At 67.1% G+C, this 16,344-nt stretch carries 17 protein-coding genes; 4 read left to right on the top strand and 13 right to left on the bottom strand.

Translation table 11 applies throughout. The annotated features are described in order from the left end of the window. Positions 1–10: 10 nt before the first annotated feature. The 5 genes from U6958_RS22745 to U6958_RS22725 all read right to left on the bottom strand — a co-directional run bounded on the left by U6958_RS22745 (position 11) and on the right by U6958_RS22725 (position 4,376). Positions 11–568 carry a PilX N-terminal domain-containing pilus assembly protein gene (locus tag U6958_RS22745; RefSeq protein ID WP_167368418.1) on the bottom strand — a complete coding sequence of 186 codons (558 nt, stop codon included), beginning with the start codon at positions 566–568 and terminating at the stop codon, positions 11–13. 2 nt (positions 569–570) lie between these two features. Further along, positions 571–1,671 carry a PilW family protein gene (locus tag U6958_RS22740; RefSeq protein WP_074923004.1) on the bottom strand — a complete coding sequence of 367 codons (1,101 nt, stop codon included), beginning with the start codon at positions 1,669–1,671 and terminating at the stop codon, positions 571–573. After that, entirely contained in the window at positions 1,668–2,156 is a 489-nt protein-coding gene (gene pilV, locus U6958_RS22735) for a type IV pilus modification protein PilV (RefSeq protein WP_074923005.1), read from the bottom strand. Before pilV ends, U6958_RS22740 begins: the two co-directional genes overlap by 4 nt. A gap of 19 nt (positions 2,157–2,175) precedes the next feature. Next, positions 2,176–3,018, bottom strand: coding sequence for a GspH/FimT family pseudopilin (locus U6958_RS22730; protein ID WP_167368419.1), 843 nt, complete (start codon positions 3,016–3,018; stop codon positions 2,176–2,178). A gap of 452 nt (positions 3,019–3,470) precedes the next feature. Then, a complete protein-coding gene (locus U6958_RS22725) occupies positions 3,471–4,376 on the bottom strand; it encodes an HTH-type transcriptional regulator ArgP (RefSeq protein WP_074923007.1) in 906 nt (301 codons plus the stop codon). A 71-nt stretch (positions 4,377–4,447) separates the two neighbouring features. Here U6958_RS22725 and U6958_RS22720 point away from each other — a divergent pair, with 71 nt between their 5' ends. After that, a complete protein-coding gene (locus U6958_RS22720; protein ID WP_016445258.1) occupies positions 4,448–5,098 on the top strand; it encodes a LysE/ArgO family amino acid transporter in 651 nt (216 codons plus the stop codon). Positions 5,099–5,138: 40 nt separating this feature from the next. On the opposite strand, the gene U6958_RS22715 is transcribed toward U6958_RS22720, so the two are convergent. Next, positions 5,139–5,447, bottom strand: coding sequence for a hypothetical protein (locus U6958_RS22715; RefSeq protein ID WP_016445259.1), 309 nt, complete (start codon positions 5,445–5,447; stop codon positions 5,139–5,141). Positions 5,448–5,503: 56 nt separating this feature from the next. Beyond that, positions 5,504–5,992 (bottom strand): Lrp/AsnC family transcriptional regulator, encoded by a 489-nt coding sequence (locus U6958_RS22710; protein WP_016445260.1) that lies wholly within the window; start codon positions 5,990–5,992, stop codon positions 5,504–5,506. A 97-nt stretch (positions 5,993–6,089) separates the two neighbouring features. Here U6958_RS22710 and U6958_RS22705 point away from each other — a divergent pair, with 97 nt between their 5' ends. Continuing rightward, positions 6,090–6,992: an EamA family transporter gene (locus tag U6958_RS22705; protein WP_074923036.1), complete on the top strand. Its 903-nt coding sequence runs from the start codon at positions 6,090–6,092 to the stop codon at positions 6,990–6,992. A gap of 93 nt (positions 6,993–7,085) precedes the next feature. On the opposite strand, the gene U6958_RS22700 is transcribed toward U6958_RS22705, so the two are convergent. Further along, positions 7,086–7,871: a MetQ/NlpA family ABC transporter substrate-binding protein gene (locus U6958_RS22700; RefSeq protein ID WP_017404430.1), complete on the bottom strand. Its 786-nt coding sequence runs from the start codon at positions 7,869–7,871 to the stop codon at positions 7,086–7,088. A gap of 198 nt (positions 7,872–8,069) precedes the next feature. Here U6958_RS22700 and U6958_RS22695 point away from each other — a divergent pair, with 198 nt between their 5' ends. Continuing rightward, complete coding sequence (locus U6958_RS22695) at positions 8,070–8,288, top strand: DUF3820 family protein (protein WP_017404429.1); 219 nt, start codon at positions 8,070–8,072, stop codon at positions 8,286–8,288. Positions 8,289–8,328: 40 nt separating this feature from the next. Here U6958_RS22695 and U6958_RS22690 read toward each other — a convergent pair whose 3' ends face one another. After that, entirely contained in the window at positions 8,329–9,669 is a 1,341-nt protein-coding gene (locus tag U6958_RS22690; RefSeq protein WP_074923008.1) for a PLP-dependent aminotransferase family protein, read from the bottom strand. 102 nt (positions 9,670–9,771) lie between these two features. Between U6958_RS22690 and U6958_RS22685 the strand changes: the two genes are divergently transcribed. Beyond that, positions 9,772–10,257 (top strand): PaaI family thioesterase, encoded by a 486-nt coding sequence (locus U6958_RS22685; protein WP_016453030.1) that lies wholly within the window; start codon positions 9,772–9,774, stop codon positions 10,255–10,257. A 63-nt stretch (positions 10,258–10,320) separates the two neighbouring features. On the opposite strand, the gene U6958_RS22680 is transcribed toward U6958_RS22685, so the two are convergent. The 4 genes from U6958_RS22680 to mfd form a co-directional block, all read right to left on the bottom strand. After that, complete coding sequence (locus U6958_RS22680; protein WP_016453029.1) at positions 10,321–10,851, bottom strand: hypothetical protein; 531 nt, start codon at positions 10,849–10,851, stop codon at positions 10,321–10,323. A 306-nt stretch (positions 10,852–11,157) separates the two neighbouring features. Further along, positions 11,158–11,871, bottom strand: a complete 714-nt coding sequence (gene serB / locus U6958_RS22675; RefSeq protein ID WP_016445267.1) for a phosphoserine phosphatase SerB — start codon at positions 11,869–11,871, stop codon at positions 11,158–11,160. 135 nt (positions 11,872–12,006) lie between these two features. Next, positions 12,007–12,672, bottom strand: a complete 666-nt coding sequence (locus U6958_RS22670) for a hypothetical protein (protein WP_074923009.1) — start codon at positions 12,670–12,672, stop codon at positions 12,007–12,009. A 16-nt stretch (positions 12,673–12,688) separates the two neighbouring features. After that, the gene (gene mfd, locus U6958_RS22665) at positions 12,689–16,183 is read right to left on the bottom strand and encodes a transcription-repair coupling factor (RefSeq protein WP_074923010.1); all 3,495 of its coding nucleotides are present in this window, start codon (positions 16,181–16,183) and stop codon (positions 12,689–12,691) included. Positions 16,184–16,344 lie beyond the last annotated feature (161 nt).

The raw sequence follows: 16,344 nt of genomic DNA, 5'->3' as shown, positions 1-16,344 counted from the left end.
GGTCTTTCCTTCAATTGATGTACATGCTTTGCAGCACCACCCGCGAGGCCGGACTGCCATCGGCGCGCCGGGCCGCTCCCATGCCGATGGCCGTCACGCGAAAGACGGGAGGGCGGCCCTGGTCGGCGCCATAGCCCTGCACCACCACGCTTTGCGCAGGGGTCTCCAGCCGCTCGATGAGGTAGCGCGGTGTCGGTGCTCCCTGGGGGCCGGGGGAGGTCTGCCCGGTGCGCGTGCCCAGCGCCACGCCCAGCGTGTCCTGGGCAATGAGCGCCTCGGACCACGAGCTGCCGTCTTCCCTGGGCAGGCACAGGCCCGCTGTGCAGGCATCGTCAAAGGCCTCCAGGGCCGGGTTGCGGGTGGTGATGTCCTGCTCCCCGTCGCGCAGCGCGGCCTCGGCGGCCTGGAAGGCGATGTGCCAGTCGTTGCGGTTGCCCGTGGACCGGCCCTGCAGCAGGCCCATGTTCATGGCGGCCAGCGACAGCATCACCAGGGCCATCATGATGATCATGGTGGTGATGAGCGCCAGGCCGCCCTGTGTCCGTGTTTGTGTCCGTGTCCTTGCCATGCTCATTCCACCCGGTTTCGCAGCGTGAAGACCGCGCTGAATTCACGGTACAGCCGCCGGTCGGCGGCGGTGGTGCGCCGGGGGGCGCCGTTGCTGTCGCGATAGAAGGTGTAGCTCTGGGGTGCGTGCAGCAGCGCACCCATGCCAGGCGCGGAGGCCATGAGAAGGCGCACTTCCACGGCGCGCACGGCAGGAGGCGGTGGTGGCGGAGTCGGACCCGGCGTCGTCGCTCTGCCGGCCAGGCCGGAGCCGGTGTTGTTCCATACGCTGTTGCCCGGCGCCTCTTGCTGCACGGCGGCCGAGGGCTGGCCGTGTATGGACTCGATCTTGAGATCCATGGCCCCTTCGGCCAGCATGCGGCAGCTCAGGTCGTTGGCTTTGCCTTGCCCGGGCATGGGATCGATCTGGCTGCTGGAGCAGTGGATGAGGCCGGTGGCGCTGCCGTTCTTGAGCCGCCCGATGAAGAACAGGTCATTGACTGCGGGCAGCACGCGTGCGTCGCGCTTGAGGAGCGTCAGGCCGCAGGCGCCCCGGTCCGGGGAGAAACCGGAAATTCCCGATCCGGGCGGGGGCTGGATGCAGGTATCCAGGAGCGCCCGGCGGGAAATGTAGGTCTGCGAGCAATCGGTCGCGACGACCACATCGTTGTCGCTCAGTTGCTGGCTGCTCTTGTGCGTGCCCGTGCCCGCTGTCCTGAGCACGTCCGACCGGGCGCTGGCCTGGGCGGGGACATCTTCCGCGAAACTGGTCCAGGCATCCTGTGCCTGTCCGCGCCGGATGCCTATGGGGTCCAGCAGGTTCCAGTGGGGCCCGAGCCTTTCGGGCTCGGCGATGAAGGGGGGAACCTTGGTCAGGGCCGTGCTGCAGCCCGTGAAGCCCGCATTGCGCACCGCCTGGCCCATAACGCCAAAGCTCAGGCGTGCATCGCTTTGCATGCGCGCCAGTGCATTTTCATGGCGCAGCAGGCCTCTTGCGTTCACATACAGTCCCACCAAGGCGGCCAGGAGAAACAGGGCGATGACCACTGCCACCATGAGTTCCACCAGGGTCAGGCCCTGTTGCGGGCCTTGCTGCGGGCCACGGGATGCCAGCCGATCTCTCATGGGATGACCTCGATGCTGTGTTCTTCGGGGTTTCCATCCCCGCTGCGGGGATGGCTCCAGGTCACGGTGATGAGGGTCTTGCCTTGGGCCGTCTTGACGCTGCCCTGACCCTGGGCCAGGGCGTTGCCCAGGTCCCTTTGCCACAGGCACAGCCGGTACTGGGCATGGGCCTTGTCGTCGCCGCCTTCGCCAGGGTCGCTGCAGGATCTGGGCGCGGTGCCGCCACCGCCGTCGAAGTCGCCTGCCAGTGCGCCCCGGCGGTTGGCGCGCAGGCGTTCCACCATCTCGGCGGCCTTTTGCACGGCCGCCGTGCGCTGGTAGGAGGCATTGAGGTCGCCCAGGTTCTGATAGAGCCCCTTGAGGGTGCCCAGCAGGCCGGCAGAAATGACCACCAGGGTGACCATGACCTCCACCAGCGTGAAGCCTGCCTGCGATGCCGCAGCTGCGGAGGGGGTGGCAGCGGGGTGTGGATCCTTCCTGTCCATGCGAAGTCCTCGCTTGTGTTCAGAGGCCGGAAGCGGCGCCGGCGCAGTCCACGGCTTGCGGCTTGCTGCTGCCAGAGGCGCGGGGCAACGGGTCGCGCGGTGCCAGGTCCTGCAGGCCACCGGCATACATGGCGATATGGCGGGCGGGCAGGTGCCGGGCGCGACTCGGGCAGGCCGTGAAGGTCACGTCGGGGTTGCAGGGGTAGGCCACGCGGTGGACCTGCTCGGCGCCCGGTGCGCCCCGGCGGGCCGTGGGCCAGCAGATCTGCCCGTCCGGAAGCGCGTGTACGGCGTGGCCCGCCGATTTCATGCCCTGGCCGCCCGTCGGATACCAGGCGAAGAGATCCACGCTGCGCACGCTGGGAAACACCCTGAGGACCTGGTCGTCCTCGTCGATCACGCGGGGGGTGCTGCCGTCGCTGAAGGCGATCAGCTCGCCGGACCAATCCTGGAGCCCCTGATAGGGACCACTGCCGATGGCGGTGTCGCTGCAGGTCTTGCGGTCCGCGCTGGCAGGGCAGATGGTGATGCGCTGGTTGCGTCGTCCCGCCTCGTGCTGGGCCATGCGCAGGGCCGCGGACAGGCGCATCAGTGCGGACTCCTGCTGGCTGGTCTGCACCATGTCGTTCATGTTGGGGGCGGCAATGGCCAGCAGGATGACCACCACAGCCAGGGTCACCATGATCTCCACCAGGGTGAAGCCCTGGTGGCGCCCTGCGGGCGGCGCAGGCATGCCGCCGGCTTCGCGGCGCCGCTGGCATGCCGCATGCGCAATGAATGGAATGCGCAAATGAAAAGCGAAGGAGTACTCCTGCATTGCCTGTCCCGTGTATTCGTTCCTGTGTATTCCTGTGGTGGTCATAGGCGAATCCTGAATATCCGGCAATGGAGGCATTGCCGGAGATGCCGATTTCCTGGATATGGCAAGTATTTCGAGGCGCGTCTATTGCCTGCGTGATTTTTAAAAAGAGTGGCAGCTTTATGAAATTGCCTTGAGGCCCGCGAATTCTCTAGGCTCACTGCAAATGATGTCAAGGCTTTTCAGAAAATCTGAGTCCTTCTTTTTGCCCCCCGGGACGCTTGTATCTGCCTTATGGGAATGCTCCTATTTGATTTCTAGGATTGTTCCTGTTTGCATTTTCCTGGCGTGCGCGGGATTATCTTCTGACGCCTGTATTTCAGCGGATTCAATGAATGGAAGACCTGTTTGTTTCCGGTATTGCGATGATCCCGGGCCGGCAAAAACGCATTGGCCGGGGATGTGGATTCGACGGAGTGGGCGAGGCGGGGAAAGAGGGGCCGTCAATGGCCCCCTCACCCCATCGGGTCAAGACAGGCGGCTGCCGCCTGGATCACGCAGTCCGTCAGCCGCTGCAGGCTGGCCTGCGCATTGCGCGCATGGGCCCAGTACATGGGAATGTCCAGATCGTTGCCGGGCAGCAGCTCCACCAGGCTGCCTTCGGCCAGTTGCGCGCCGATCATCAGCGGCGGGTGCATGCCCCATCCCATGCCCAGCTCGCAGGCCCGCGTATAGCCCTGGTTGGACGGCAGAAAGTGGCGCGGCGTGCTGCGCCGGCCTTCCGCGCCCAGGCGCTGCAGCCACTGGTCCTGCAGGCTGTCCTTGCGGCCGTAGCTCATCATGGGCGTGCGTGCCATGGCCTCGGGCGTGATGCCGTCCTTGAGGTAGCGGCGGATGAAGTCGGGGCTGGCGGCCGCCACGTAGCGCATGCGTCCCAGCGGCCAGGTGTTGCAGCCCGGAATGGCCGAGGACGTGGCCGTGACGGCGGCCATCACCTCGCCCTCGCGGATGCGCTTGGCCGTGTGGTCCTGGTCGTCGATGCTGATGTCCAGCAGCTCGTTGCCGTCGCGCGTGAAGGCGGACATGGCGTCCATGAACCAGGTGGACAGCGAGTCGGCATTGACGGCCAGCTTGAGCGTGGGCAGGGCCGTCTGGCCCTCGGGCACCAGTTCGGGGTTCTTGCGGCGCAGGTCGTTTTCCAGCAGGGCGACCTGCTCCACATGCAGGCACAGGCGGCGGCCTGCCTCCGTGCCTGAACAGGGCTGGCCGCGCAGCACCAGCACCTGGCCCACGCGCTCTTCCAGCAGCTTGATGCGCTGGGAGACGGCCGAGGGCGTGACGTGCAGCTTGCGCGCCGCGCGTTCGAAGCTGCCTTCGCGCACCACGGCTGCCAGGGCTTCGAGTCCGGCGTAGTCGAGCATTTAGATATTCTTCATTTGGTTGAGTAAATGTAATTTTACTTAACCATTTGCGAGCCAGACAATCCCTGCCCATGTGGACTGCAAATGTTTCTTCTTCCTGGCTGGCGGGCTTCACGGTCTGCCTGTCGCTCATCGTCTCCATCGGAGCCCAGAACCTGTATGTGCTGCGCCAGGCCGTGCACGGCCAGCATGTACGCGCCTGCGTGGCATGGTGCGTGGTCAGCGACGTGGTGCTCATCGGCCTGGGCGTGGCGGGCATGGCCCGGCTGCTGGGCGACAACCCCGATCTGGCCCGCTACCTGACCCTGGGTGGCGCCCTGTTCCTGCTGGCCTACGGCCTGATGGCGCTGTGGCGCATGGCCATGGCGCCCGATGCGCAGCTGGCCGCCTCGGGCGGGCAGCTGGCGCCGCGCGGCCTGCTGGGCGTGGTCTCCACGCTGGCCGTGATCACCTTGTTCAACCCCCATGTCTATCTGGACACGGTGCTGCTGATGGGCTCCATCGGCGCGCGCCAGGAAGGCGCGCTCAAATGGGTGTATGTGATTGGCGCCGCTTCGGCCAGCCTGTCATGGTTCGTGCTGCTGGCCTTTGCGGGCCGCCGCCTCAGGCGCCTGTTCGAGAAGCCGCGTGCCTGGCGGATTCTCGATGGCCTGACGGGGGTGATGATGCTGGCGCTGGCCTGGTGGGTGGCCGGCAGCGTCTGGGCGCCGGCCGGGGCCTGAGCCGGCCTGGGCCGGCCTGGGCCGGCCAGAGGCGGCAGGCTCAGCCCGCCGCCTGCTCCGGCTCCGGTGCCCAGGTGCCCACGGCCTCGATGAGGTTCCAGCTGTTGCACTCGATGCAGTAGTGGCCGGTGGTGCCGGTCTTCTGGCTCTCGGCCTCGATCACCACGCGGTGACCATGGCGCTGGGCCGGCGACAGCGGACGGATCTTGTCGTACTTGAACTGCTCTGCCAGATCGCCGCGAAAGGCGATGGTGATGCGGTCGCGCTTGGGGAAATAGTCGTTCTCGTACTTGTCGAGGGTGCGGATGGCCACCAGATTGGCCATGCTGTCCGGATGCGGTGCGCTCATTGAAGTCTCCCTGCCTGTGATGGCGTTCTATGTTCAAAACGATCTGATGACGGTGGTCAGGCATCCGTGGCTTGCGGCTGCAGTGGTAGCTGCAGCCCGGTCTTGACGCGTTCCAGCGCTATCGAGGTGGTGTAGCGCCGGATGTTGTCGTCCCCCGCAAACAGCCGAGCCGCCAGCGCCTGGTACTCCTCCATATCGGCAGCCGTGACGATCAATGAATAGTCGGCTTCACCGGTCACGTAATAACACTGCTGTACCGCGTCCTCCCGATCCACGCGTGCGCGAAAGGCCTGCGACAGATCGGGGCGCTCGTTGACCAGCTGCACGTTGATGAGCACGGTCAGCGGCCGGCCTATGCGCGCCGGATCGACCACGGCCACGTTGGCCGCGATCACGCCCAGCTCCTGCAGCCGCTTGATGCGCCGCTGCACGGCCGGCGCGGAAAGGTGCACGCGCTCGGCGATGAGGCGCTGTGGCGTGAGGTTGTCGCGCTGCATCACGTCGAGAATGGCGCGGTCGAAGGAGTCCAGGGCGATGGCGGGCATGGGCGGCTGGCGGCGAGAAGAGGAAAAGAGCGAATATTGCGTGAAGCGGCTCAAAAACGAGCTGTTTGCGCGGTGGGCTTGCAATATCGTACGCGCCATGACAACAAACATCACATGGAACCGCGCCTGGCCGCTGCTGGCCGTGCTGGGCTCGGTGACGGCGCTGGGCGTGGGAACGTCACTGGCCAAGCAGCTTTTTCCGGTGCTGGGAGCCCAGGGCACCTCGGCATTGCGCGTGGGCTTTGCCGCGCTGATCCTGGTGGCCATCTGGCGGCCCTGGCGCTGGACGCTGGCGCGGCCTCAGGTCTGGGCGCTGCTGCGTTTCGGCGTGGCGTTGGGCGCCATGAACCTGCTGTTCTACATGGCGCTGCGCACCATTCCCTTCGGCCTGGCCGTGGCCATCGAGTTCTCGGGGCCGCTGGCCGTGGCCATCTACCACTCGCGCCGGCCCGTGGATTTTGTCTGGCTTGCGCTGGCGGTGGCGGGGCTGGCCCTGATCCTGCCCATAGGCGGTGCCAGCGCCGGCGCCCTGGTGCTGGAGCCCGTGGGCATTGCCTGCGCCGTGGGCGCGGCCATCTGCTGGGCGCTGTACATCCTGCTGGGCCAGCGGCTGGGCAGCATTCCCAGCGGCCAGGCCGTGTCGCTGGGCCTGGTGTTCGCCGCCATGGTGGTGGTGCCCTTCGGCGTGGCCGAGGCGGGGGCCAAGCTGCTGCAGCCATCCATACTTCTTTTCGGGTTGATGGTTGCGGCCATCTCCAGCGCCTTGCCCTACACGCTGGAGATGATGGCGCTGCGCCGCCTGCCGCCCGCCACCTTCGGCATCGCGCTGGCAACGGAGCCCGCGATAGCCGCCCTCATGGGCATGCTGCTGCTGCATGAGCAACTGGTGGGAACGCAGTGGCTGGCCATTGCCTGCATCATGGGCGCGGCCATGGGCAGCGCCATCACGCGGCCGGCTGCTGCGGCCAAGGCGCCGGCGGAGGTGGCCTCCGCAGGCTGAGGCAAGGAATGCCAGCCACAAAAAAAGCGCTGCCCCGGCAGCGCTTTTTTTTTCGCAACGGTCGCAGCCGGCAAGGCTGCGGCCACCTCGCATTCAGAACGCGGGAACGACGGCGCCCTTGTACTTCTCGACGATGAACTTCTTCACATCAGGCGTGTGCAGTGCGTTCATCAGCTTGGCGATGTTGGGATCGTTGGCGCGGTCCTGGCGCGACACCACGATGTTGGTGTAGGGCGAGTCGGCACCTTCGATGAACAGCGCATCCTTGGTGGGATTGAGCTTGGCCTCGATGGCGTAGTTGGTGTTGATCAGCGCCAGGTCCACATCGCCCAGTGCGCGCGGCAGCAGCGGGGCTTCGAGTTCCTTGAACTTGAGCTTCTTGGGGTTCTTGGCCACATCCAGCGGCGTGGGCGTCAGGCTCTTGGGGTCCTTGAGCTCGATCAGGCCCTGCTTGGCCAGCAGGATCAGGGCGCGGCCGCCGTTGGAGGGGTCGTTGGGGATGGCAATGGTGGCGCCGTCCTTCAGATCCTTGACGTTCTTGATCTTCTGCGAGTAGCCGCCGAAGGGCTCCACATGGACCTTGCCATTGGGCACGGCCACCAGCGAGGTCTTGCGGTCCTTGTTGTAGCTGTCCAGGTAGGGCTGGTGCTGGAAGAAGTTCACGTCCAGCTGCTTGTCCTCGACGGCCGCATTGGGCTGCACGTAGTCGCTGAATTCCTTGATCTGCAGATCGATGCCCTGGGCCTTCAGCGCGGGCTTGATGTGATTGAGGATTTCTGCATGCGGCACGGCCGTGGCACCGACCTTGAGCACGTCGGCGGCCTGGGCTGTCAGTGCCAGCGTGGCAATCGCGATTGCGGAGAGGGCTTTCTTCAACATGACCGGAGGACTTTCTTCAACGGGTTGCGATAAAACGCCGCCGGCCCGGGAGAACGGCTCCGCGTCGGGCTTGGCGGCAGGCAGGCGCATAGTCTAGTGCTGCGCCAGGGGCCGCGTTGAACATTTTTGATATTTGGTTATAAGGCTGTGGTTTTTTATGCGGATTCTTGCGATGGCGCAGCGCGTACCATCGCCGCCATGGACTCCGAAATGCTGCAAAAGCTGGTGCAGGTGCAAATGCCCTATGGCAAGTACAAGGGCCGGCTGATCGCCGATCTTCCCGGCAACTATCTGAACTGGTTCGCACGCGAGGGCTTTCCCAAGGGAGAGCTGGGCCAACTGCTGGCGCTGATGCAGGAGCTGGACCACAACGGCCTGTCGCACCTGCTGCAGCCGCTGCGCGACGGGCGGCGCTGAAGCGCAAGGCCCCTGAACCGGGCCCTGGCCCGGCACAGGCTCAGGGCGGAAAGCCTTCCACGGTATCCCGCAACTGAACGAGTACGGCCTCCAGTTGCGGCAGAGGCACTGAACCCAGTCCCAGACGCAGCGCATGCGGGGCATAGGGTGTCGTTGCATAGGCGTGGGCCTGCGATACGGCGATGCCGCACTGTGCCAGCGCCGTGGCCGCCCGGTCCATCCGCAGCTCCCCGGGCAGGCGCAGCCAGAGGAAGAGCGAGCAGGGGTGGGCCAGCATCTGCATTCCTGCCAGCGCCTTGCGCGCAATCGCCTGCCGGCGACGTGCCTCCTGCCGCATGCGTTGTTCCTGCTGCCGCACGGAGCCGCTGGCCATCCAGCGCGTGGCCATGGCCGTGACCAGGCCCGGCATGCTCCAGTGGCTGGCGCGCACCACGGCCTTGACGCGGCCTGCCCATGCCTGGGGCACCACCATGAAGCCGAAGCGCAACCCGCTGGCCACGCTTTTCGAGAGGCTGGAGACGTGAATGCAGCGCTCTGGCGCCAGCGTTGCGAGGGCTGCGGGCGCCTTGCCTGCCAGAAAGGCATAGGCAGCATCCTCGATCAGCAGGCAATCTTGGCGCCTTGCGATCTCCACCAGGCGCTGGCGCTGCGCCAGCGGCATCACCCATCCCAGGGGGTTGTGCAGCGTGGGCATGGCATGGATGGCGCGTATGCGCCGGCGTGCGCACAGCCGCTCCAATGCATCGAGGTCGGGACCCTCGTCAAGGGCAGGGACCGGCTGGAGGTCCAGGTCCTGGAGCTCGGCCAGCATCCTGAAGCCCGGGTAGGTCAGCGCGTCCACGGCCACCGCATCGCCGGGCCGCAGCAGCGCACGCACGGCAATGTCCAGTCCTTGCTGCGCGCCGTTGACCAGGAAGATGCGTTCCGGCTCGGCAGCCAGGCCGCGTTCGCGGGCAAGGAAGTCGGCCACGATGCGCCGCTCGTGCAGCCGGCCGCCGGGCGGCTGCTGGTGCATGAGCGCAGCCAGGTCGCCCGAAGCAGCCAGCTCGCGCAGCATGGAGCGCAACAGCCCGGCCTGCCCCGGCCAGGTGGGATGGTTGAAGGACAGGTCGGCCGTGTCCGAACTCAGGCGGGATTCGTCGCTGCCATCCCATTCGCGCTGCTGCGGCCGATCCCGCACAAAGGTGCCGCGCCCGGTTTCGCCGATGACCAGGCCGAGGGAGGCCAGCCGCGCATACACCTTGCTGGCGGACGCCACGGCCATGCCATGGCGGGCCGCGAGGTCGCGGTGCGTGGGCATCAGCGTGCCGGGGGCGAGCCGGCCGGCGCGGATGTCTTCGGCCAGCCGTTCAGTCAGCAGAGCAACGCGAGAGGCAGCCATGGAGTGTAGTTAGGACAATTTTTTGATTGTTCCAGTCTAGGTCATCACACTGGCGAGACGGGCATTCCTGGGCCTTGCCCTCCCGCTCCAGACAGGAAATCCATGCATCTTCCCCGCACTTATCTCCCCGTGCTCGACTATCTGCAGCGGCAGATCGAAGGGCGGCTTGCCGCAGACGAGGCCACGCACATGCGCTATCCGACCGCGATCTCGCAGATGCTGGGGTTTCGCATAGTGGCCGTCGGCGAAGCCATGGCCGTCGTGGAGTTCGACGCCGATGCGCAGCGCCATGGCAACCAGCAGGGCACGGTCCATGGCGGGATGCTGTGCGAACTGGCCGATGCTGCCATAGGCACGGCGCATTCCACTTTGATGGAGCCAGGCCAGAGTTTCACCAGCATCGACCTGAAGGCGGCCTTCCTGCGCCCGGTCTGGCGCTCCAGGCTGTGCGCGCGGGCGTGGGCCGAGCACCGTGGGCGCACGATCAGCCACTACCGCTGTGAAATCGAGCGTGATGATGGCAAGGCCGTTGCGAGCATCGCCAGCGCCGTGATGACGCTGCGTGGAGAGCATGCGCAAGGCCGTTGAAGCAGCCGCTGGACAAAACAGAAAGGCCGCGACAGGCGCGGCCTTTTGCAAGGAGCAGGCGGTTTACTTGGCGGCGGCGCGGGCGGCTTCTGCCTTGGCCTTGGCTTCATCGGCCTTGCGCTGCAGCTCGGCTGCCTCGGTTTCGGCGGCCTTGGCCTTGGCTTCGGCCTCCTTGGCGGCAGCGTCCTTTTCAGGGGTCATGGCGCCGGCCAGCGCATTGCCGGCCATGGAGCCGGCGACGGCGCCCACGGCGGCGGCGCCCAGCGTGCCCATCATGCCCGGGCCTGCAGCACCTGCAGTGGCAGGTGCCGCTGCCGGAGCGGCGGCTGCGGCGGGCGCGGCCGGCGTTGCTGGCGTGGCAGGAGCTGCCGGGCTGGCAGGCGTTGCCGCCTTGCTGGCGGTGGGCGCCGCAGGCGCTGCGGGCTGGGCAGGGGCCTTGCCGATCGACGCCGGGCGCACGGACTTGCCGCCGCTGCCCATGCGCTTGGCCTGGGCCAGCGTGGGCACGGTCAGCGAGGCAATGGCCAGGGCGATCACGGAGGCAGTGGTGCGGAACGAAGTCTTCACGAAGGTTTTTCCAATCATGGTGGTCATGTGCACGGTCGGCGCAGGCGGGCCTGCGCCGGTCGGAGCGCCACAGGCCGCCCGTCTGCGGGCAGGCCTGCGGCCTTGGGTGTCACATGGGGATGGGGCAGGAGATTCCAAGCACCGGCATGCGGATACGCCGGTGTGCAGCCTGCTGTTGTAGGAGAGCCACCGGCGCTGAGGCGGTGGCCTATGGGGCTGCATCAAGCATTGTAGAAAAGACCGGGGCCTGCCGGAAAAGCAAGCCCACAAAACATTCTCAGCTATTGATTGCGGAGCAGTGCAGCGGCCTGCGCCAGCCCCCGCCGCCGGTTTTCAGCGCAGCACTTCCAGCAGGCGGTCCAGGCCGCCTTCGGTGATGGAGACCTTGGCCTCGTTGCGCACGCGCGGCTTGGCGTGGTAGGCCACGGACAGGCCTGCGACCTGCATCATGGGAATGTCGTTGCTGCCGTCGCCCACGGCGATGCACTGGTCGGGGCGAATGCCCAGCAGCGAGGCGACTTCCAGCAGCGTGCGGCGCTTTTCGGCGCCGTCGCAGATGTCGCCCCAGGGCTGCTCGATCAGGCCGCCGGTCAGCGCGCCATCGCGCATCTCCAGCACGTTGGCACGCACGAAGTCGATGCCCAGCATGCCGCGCACGTGCTCGGCAAAGTAGGTGAAGCCGCCCGAGACCAGCAGCACCTTCAGGCCTGCAGCCTGGGCTGCGCGCACCAGGGTTTCGGCGCCCGGGGAGAGCTTCAGGCGCTCGGCCAGCACGCGGGCCATGTCGGCCTCGGTCACGCCGACGAGCTTGCCCACGCGCTGGCGCAGGCTGTCCTTGAAGTCGGTGATCTCGCCGCGCATGGTGGCTTCGGTGATGGCCGCGACCTCGGCCTTCTTGCCGGTGGCGTCGGCGATCTCGTCGATGCATTCGATGGTGATCAGCGTCGAGTCCATGTCGAACGCGATGAGCTTGTAGTCGGCCAGCTTCAGTGGCGGCTGGATGCCGCGGATCAGCAGTCCGGGCGCGAATTCGGTGACATCGGTCATGGGTGGGGCAGCAAAAAGGGACGGGCCGCCGGGCTGGCGGGTATCAGGCGCGAATCATATCCAGAGCCAGGGCCGCGCGGCGCAGTCACTGGCCTTGGCACTGCGGCGCGCCACGGCTTGTACCTGGATGCGCCCTCAGGGCGCGGGTGGGCGGCGCAGGTAGATGGCATCCGACCAGGTGGCCAGCCATTGGGGGCGGAACACCACGAAGATGGCCGTCACCATGCCGGTGACCACGGCATCGCCCCAGGCCATGAGCCAGCGCGCAATGCGCGACAGGTCCTCGTTGACACCGGGAAGCGAGTGGCCTGCGGCCTGCGCCAGCAGGGCCGAGATGAAAACGCACAGCACCGTGCCCGCAAAGCCGCGCGCGAGGATGTAGACAAAGATCTGGTGCGGCAGCCAGCGCCGCAGCGCCGCGCCCCAGAGCATGGCCAGCGTGGCGGGCACGATGCCCTGCCAGACCGAGATGCCCAGCGCATCTCCCCAGCCCAGGGCCGGCGACAGCAGGGCCGCCAGCCCGCCCACGACGAGCAGCAGCGGCACGGCCAGAGGCCAGCCCAGCATGAGCACCACCAGCGGCGCCGAGGACCACTGCAGTTGCAGCGGCATGCGGTGCAGCGTGGGCAGGGCCCAGATCCAGGGCAGCAGCACGAGCACGCCCAGCAGCGGCGTGACCAGGGGCGAGGCCATGCGGTCCAGCGGCCCGCCCGGGCCCGGGCGGCCGGCCAGCATGCGCCAGGGGCGCAGCCACAGCGCGGCGGCCAGGGCCAGCAGGGCGATGCTCGCTTCGAGGAACATGGCTAGGACAACCCTTCTATGCGGGCTGGGCCGCCTTTGCCTCCACCAGCGGCTGGCCCAGGCTGCGCAGCACGTCGCGCACCATCTGGGCGCGGTCCTTGGGATTGTCCAGGGCGCGCTCTATGCGCAGCTTCTCGTTGCCGGCCAGCTTGATGTGCTTGTTCTTCTGGATGAGGTGGATGATGGCCATCGGGTCCACGGGCGGCTGGGGCTTGAAGGTGATGTTGATGACGCCGGGCGCCGCATCGACCTTGACCACGCCGTAGGGCTGGGACAGCACGCGCAGGCGGTGCACGTCGATCAGCGTCTGCGCCTGGGGCGGCAGCTTGCCGAAGCGGTCCACGATTTCTTCGAGCAGGGTGTCGATCTGGTCGCTGGTGCGGGCCGTGGCCAGTTTCTTGTAGAAGGACAGGCGCAGGTGCACATCTCCGCAGTAGTCGCCCGGCAGCAGGGCCGGCGCGTGCAGGTTGATGTCGGTGGAGGCCGACAGCGGGCTGAGCAGATCGGGCTCCTTGCCGGCCTTGAGGCTGCGCACGGCCTCGGACAGCATCTCGTTGTAGAGCTGGAAGCCCACCTCCATCATGTTGCCGCTCTGGTTCTCGCCCAGCACCTCGCCGGCGCCGCGGATTTCCAGGTCGTGCATGGCCAGGTAGAAGCCCGAGCCCAGTTCCTCCATCTGCTGGATGGCCTCCAGCCGCTGCTGGGCCTGCTTGGTCAGGCTGTCCAGGTCGGGCACCATCAGGTAGGCATAGGCTTGGTGGTGGCTGCGGCCCACGCGGCCGCGCAGCTGGTGCAGCTGGGCCAGGCCGAACTTGTCGGCGCGGCTGATGAGGATGGTGTTGGCGCTGGGCACGTCGATGCCGGTCTCGATGATGGTCGAGCACAGCAATATGTTGTAGCGCTGGGCCACGAAGTCGCGCATGACGCGCTCGAGCTCGCGCTCGGGCATCTGGCCGTGGGCCACGGCGATGCGGGCCTCGGGCAGGATTTCCTCGAGCTTTTGCTTGCGGTTCTCGATGGTCTCGACCTCGTTGTGCAGGAAGTAGCACTGGCCGCCGCGCTTGAGCTCGCGCAGCACGGCCTCGCGGATCACGCCCGTGCCCTCGTTGCGCACAAAGGTCTTGATGGCCAGGCGCCGCTGGGGCGCGGTGGCGATGACGGACAGGTCGCGCAGGCCTTCCAGCGCCATGCCCATGGTGCGCGGGATGGGCGTGGCCGTCAGCGTGAGCACGTCCACCTCGGCGCGCATGGCCTTCATGGCTTCCTTGTGGCGCACGCCGAAGCGGTGCTCCTCGTCGATGATCAGCAGGCCCAGGTTCTTGAACTGCGTGGACTCGGACAGCAGCTTGTGCGTGCCCACGACGATGTCCACCGAGCCGTCGGCAATGCCCTTGACGGCCGCCGTGATCTCCTTGCCCGAGCGAAAGCGCGAGACTTCGGCCACCTTGATCGGCCACTTGGAGAAGCGGTCCACCAGGGTCTGGTAGTGCTGCTCGGCCAGCAGCGTGGTGGGCGCGAGGAAGGCCACCTGCTTGCCGCCCGTGATGGCCACGAAGGCCGCGCGCAGCGCCACCTCGGTCTTGCCGAAGCCCACGTCGCCGCAGACCAGGCGGTCCATGGGCTGGGGGCTGATCATGTCCTGGATCACGGCGTGGATGGCAGCGCGCTGGTCCGCCGTTTCCTCGAAGCCGAAGTCGTTGGCGAACTGCTCGTAGTCCTGGGGCGAGTAGCGGAAGGCATGGCCCTGGCGTGCGGCGCGGCGTGCGTAGATGTTCAGCAGCTCGGCCGCGGAGTCGCGCACCTGCTCGGCCGCCTTGCGCTTGGCCTTTTCCCACTGCGTGCCGCCGAGCTTGTGCAGCGGCGCGTCCTCGGGCGAGACGCCCGTGTAGCGGCTGATCAGCTGCAACTGGCTGACGGGCACGTAGAGCACGGCGTTGCCCGCGTACTCCAGGTGCAGGAATTCCTGCACGGCCGGCGTGCCGTCGGGATTCTTCTGGCCCATGTCCATGTGGACCAGGCCCTGGTAGCGGCCGATGCCGTGGTCCGAGTGCACCACGGGGTCGCCCACCTTGAGTTCGGACAGGTCCTTGATCAGTGCCTCGACATCGCTGACCTGCTCCTGCCGGCGGCGCCTGCGGCCCGTGGGGCTGGTGGCGAACAGCTCGGTCTCGGTGACGAAGTCCAGGCCTTCCTCCACCCAGGCAAAGCCGTTCATCAGCCCGGCCGTGGCAATGCCCACCTTCTCGCCCGCATCGCCCTGGAACTCGGCCAGCGAGTCGAAGACCGGCGGGTTCACGCCCGAGGCGCGGAAGAAGTCCAGCAGGCTTTCGCGCCGGCCATCGGACTCGGCCAGCAGCAGGACGCGATGGGCGCTGGCGGCAATGTGCTTTTGCAGGCGCGCTAGCGGGTCCTCGGCGCCACGCACCACGGACAGGTCCTCCAGCTTCTGGAAGATGGCGCTGTCTGCCACGTCCTCGGTGCCTGGGCGCAGCGCGAGCTGGGCGTGCTCCTTGGCGCGCGTGTAGAACTGGTCGGCGGACAGGAACAGCACCTCGGGCGGCAGGGCCGGGCGCTCGGGGTCGCCCTGCACCAGGCGGAAGCGCTCCTTGGTGTCCTGCCAAAAGCGCTGGAAGGCCGGCTCCAGGTCACCATGCATCACCACGGTGGCATCGGCGCCCAGGTAGTCGAAGACGGTGGCCGTTTCGTCGAAGAACAGCGGCAGGTAGTACTCGATGCCGGCCGTGGCAATGCCCTGGCCCATGTCCTTGTAGATGCGGCTGCGCGTGGGATCGCCCTCCAGCAGCTCGCGCCAGCGCTGGCGGAACTTGGCGCGCGCGTCCTCGTCCATGGGGAACTCGCGGCCGGGCAGCAGGCGCACCTCGGGCACGGGGTAGAGGCTGCGCTGGGTGTCGGGGTCGAAGGTGCGGATGGAGTCGATCTCGTCGTCGAACAGGTCCACCCGGTAGGGCTGCAGCGAGCCCATGGGAAACAGGTCGATCAGGCCGCCCCGCACCGCGTACTCTCCATGGCTGACCACCTGGGAGACATGCTGGTAGCCGGCCAGCGTCAGCTGGGCCTTGAGTTTGGCCTCGTCCAGCTTCTGGCCGCTCTTGAACTCGAAGGTGTAGCCGGCCAGGAAGGAGGGCGGCGCCAGTCGGTACAGCGCGGTGGTGGCGGGCACCAGCACCACGTCGGCGCCATGCTCCTTGTCGCGCTGGTTGATGCGCCACAGCGTGGCCAGGCGCTCGCTGATCAGGTCCTGGTGGGGAGAGAAGCTGTCGTAGGGCAGGGTCTCCCAGTCGGGGAACAGCGCGCAGCGCAGGCCCGGGGCGAAGAAGGCCATCTCGTCGATCAGCCGCTGGGCATCCGAGGCGTCGGCCGTGACGATGGCTGTCACCCGGCCTGCCGCCTTCTCGCGCTCGCCCAGGCGGGCCAGCAGCAGGGCGTCGGCGCTGCCCACGGGGCGGGGCAGGGTGAAGCGTTTTCCGGGAGTGAGCTTGGGCAGTTCCATGGTGCTTGGACGTGGGCGCCGCAGCGCCTGGGCGAAGTAACGACAAAACCCCTCGGCACGCGCAGAGGGGTATCGAAGCATTTTAGCCAGCACGCATGGCGGCCATGCAGGCATGCCCGCATGGCCATGGCGGCACATGGCCGTCACTACAATGCGCCACC

This window comes from Delftia lacustris (assembly GCF_040267515.1).
Lineage (GTDB): Bacteria > Pseudomonadota > Gammaproteobacteria > Burkholderiales > Burkholderiaceae_C > Comamonas > Comamonas tsuruhatensis.
The sequence above is the reverse complement of the archived record's forward strand: the minus strand, read 5'-3'. Positions and strand labels throughout refer to the sequence as shown.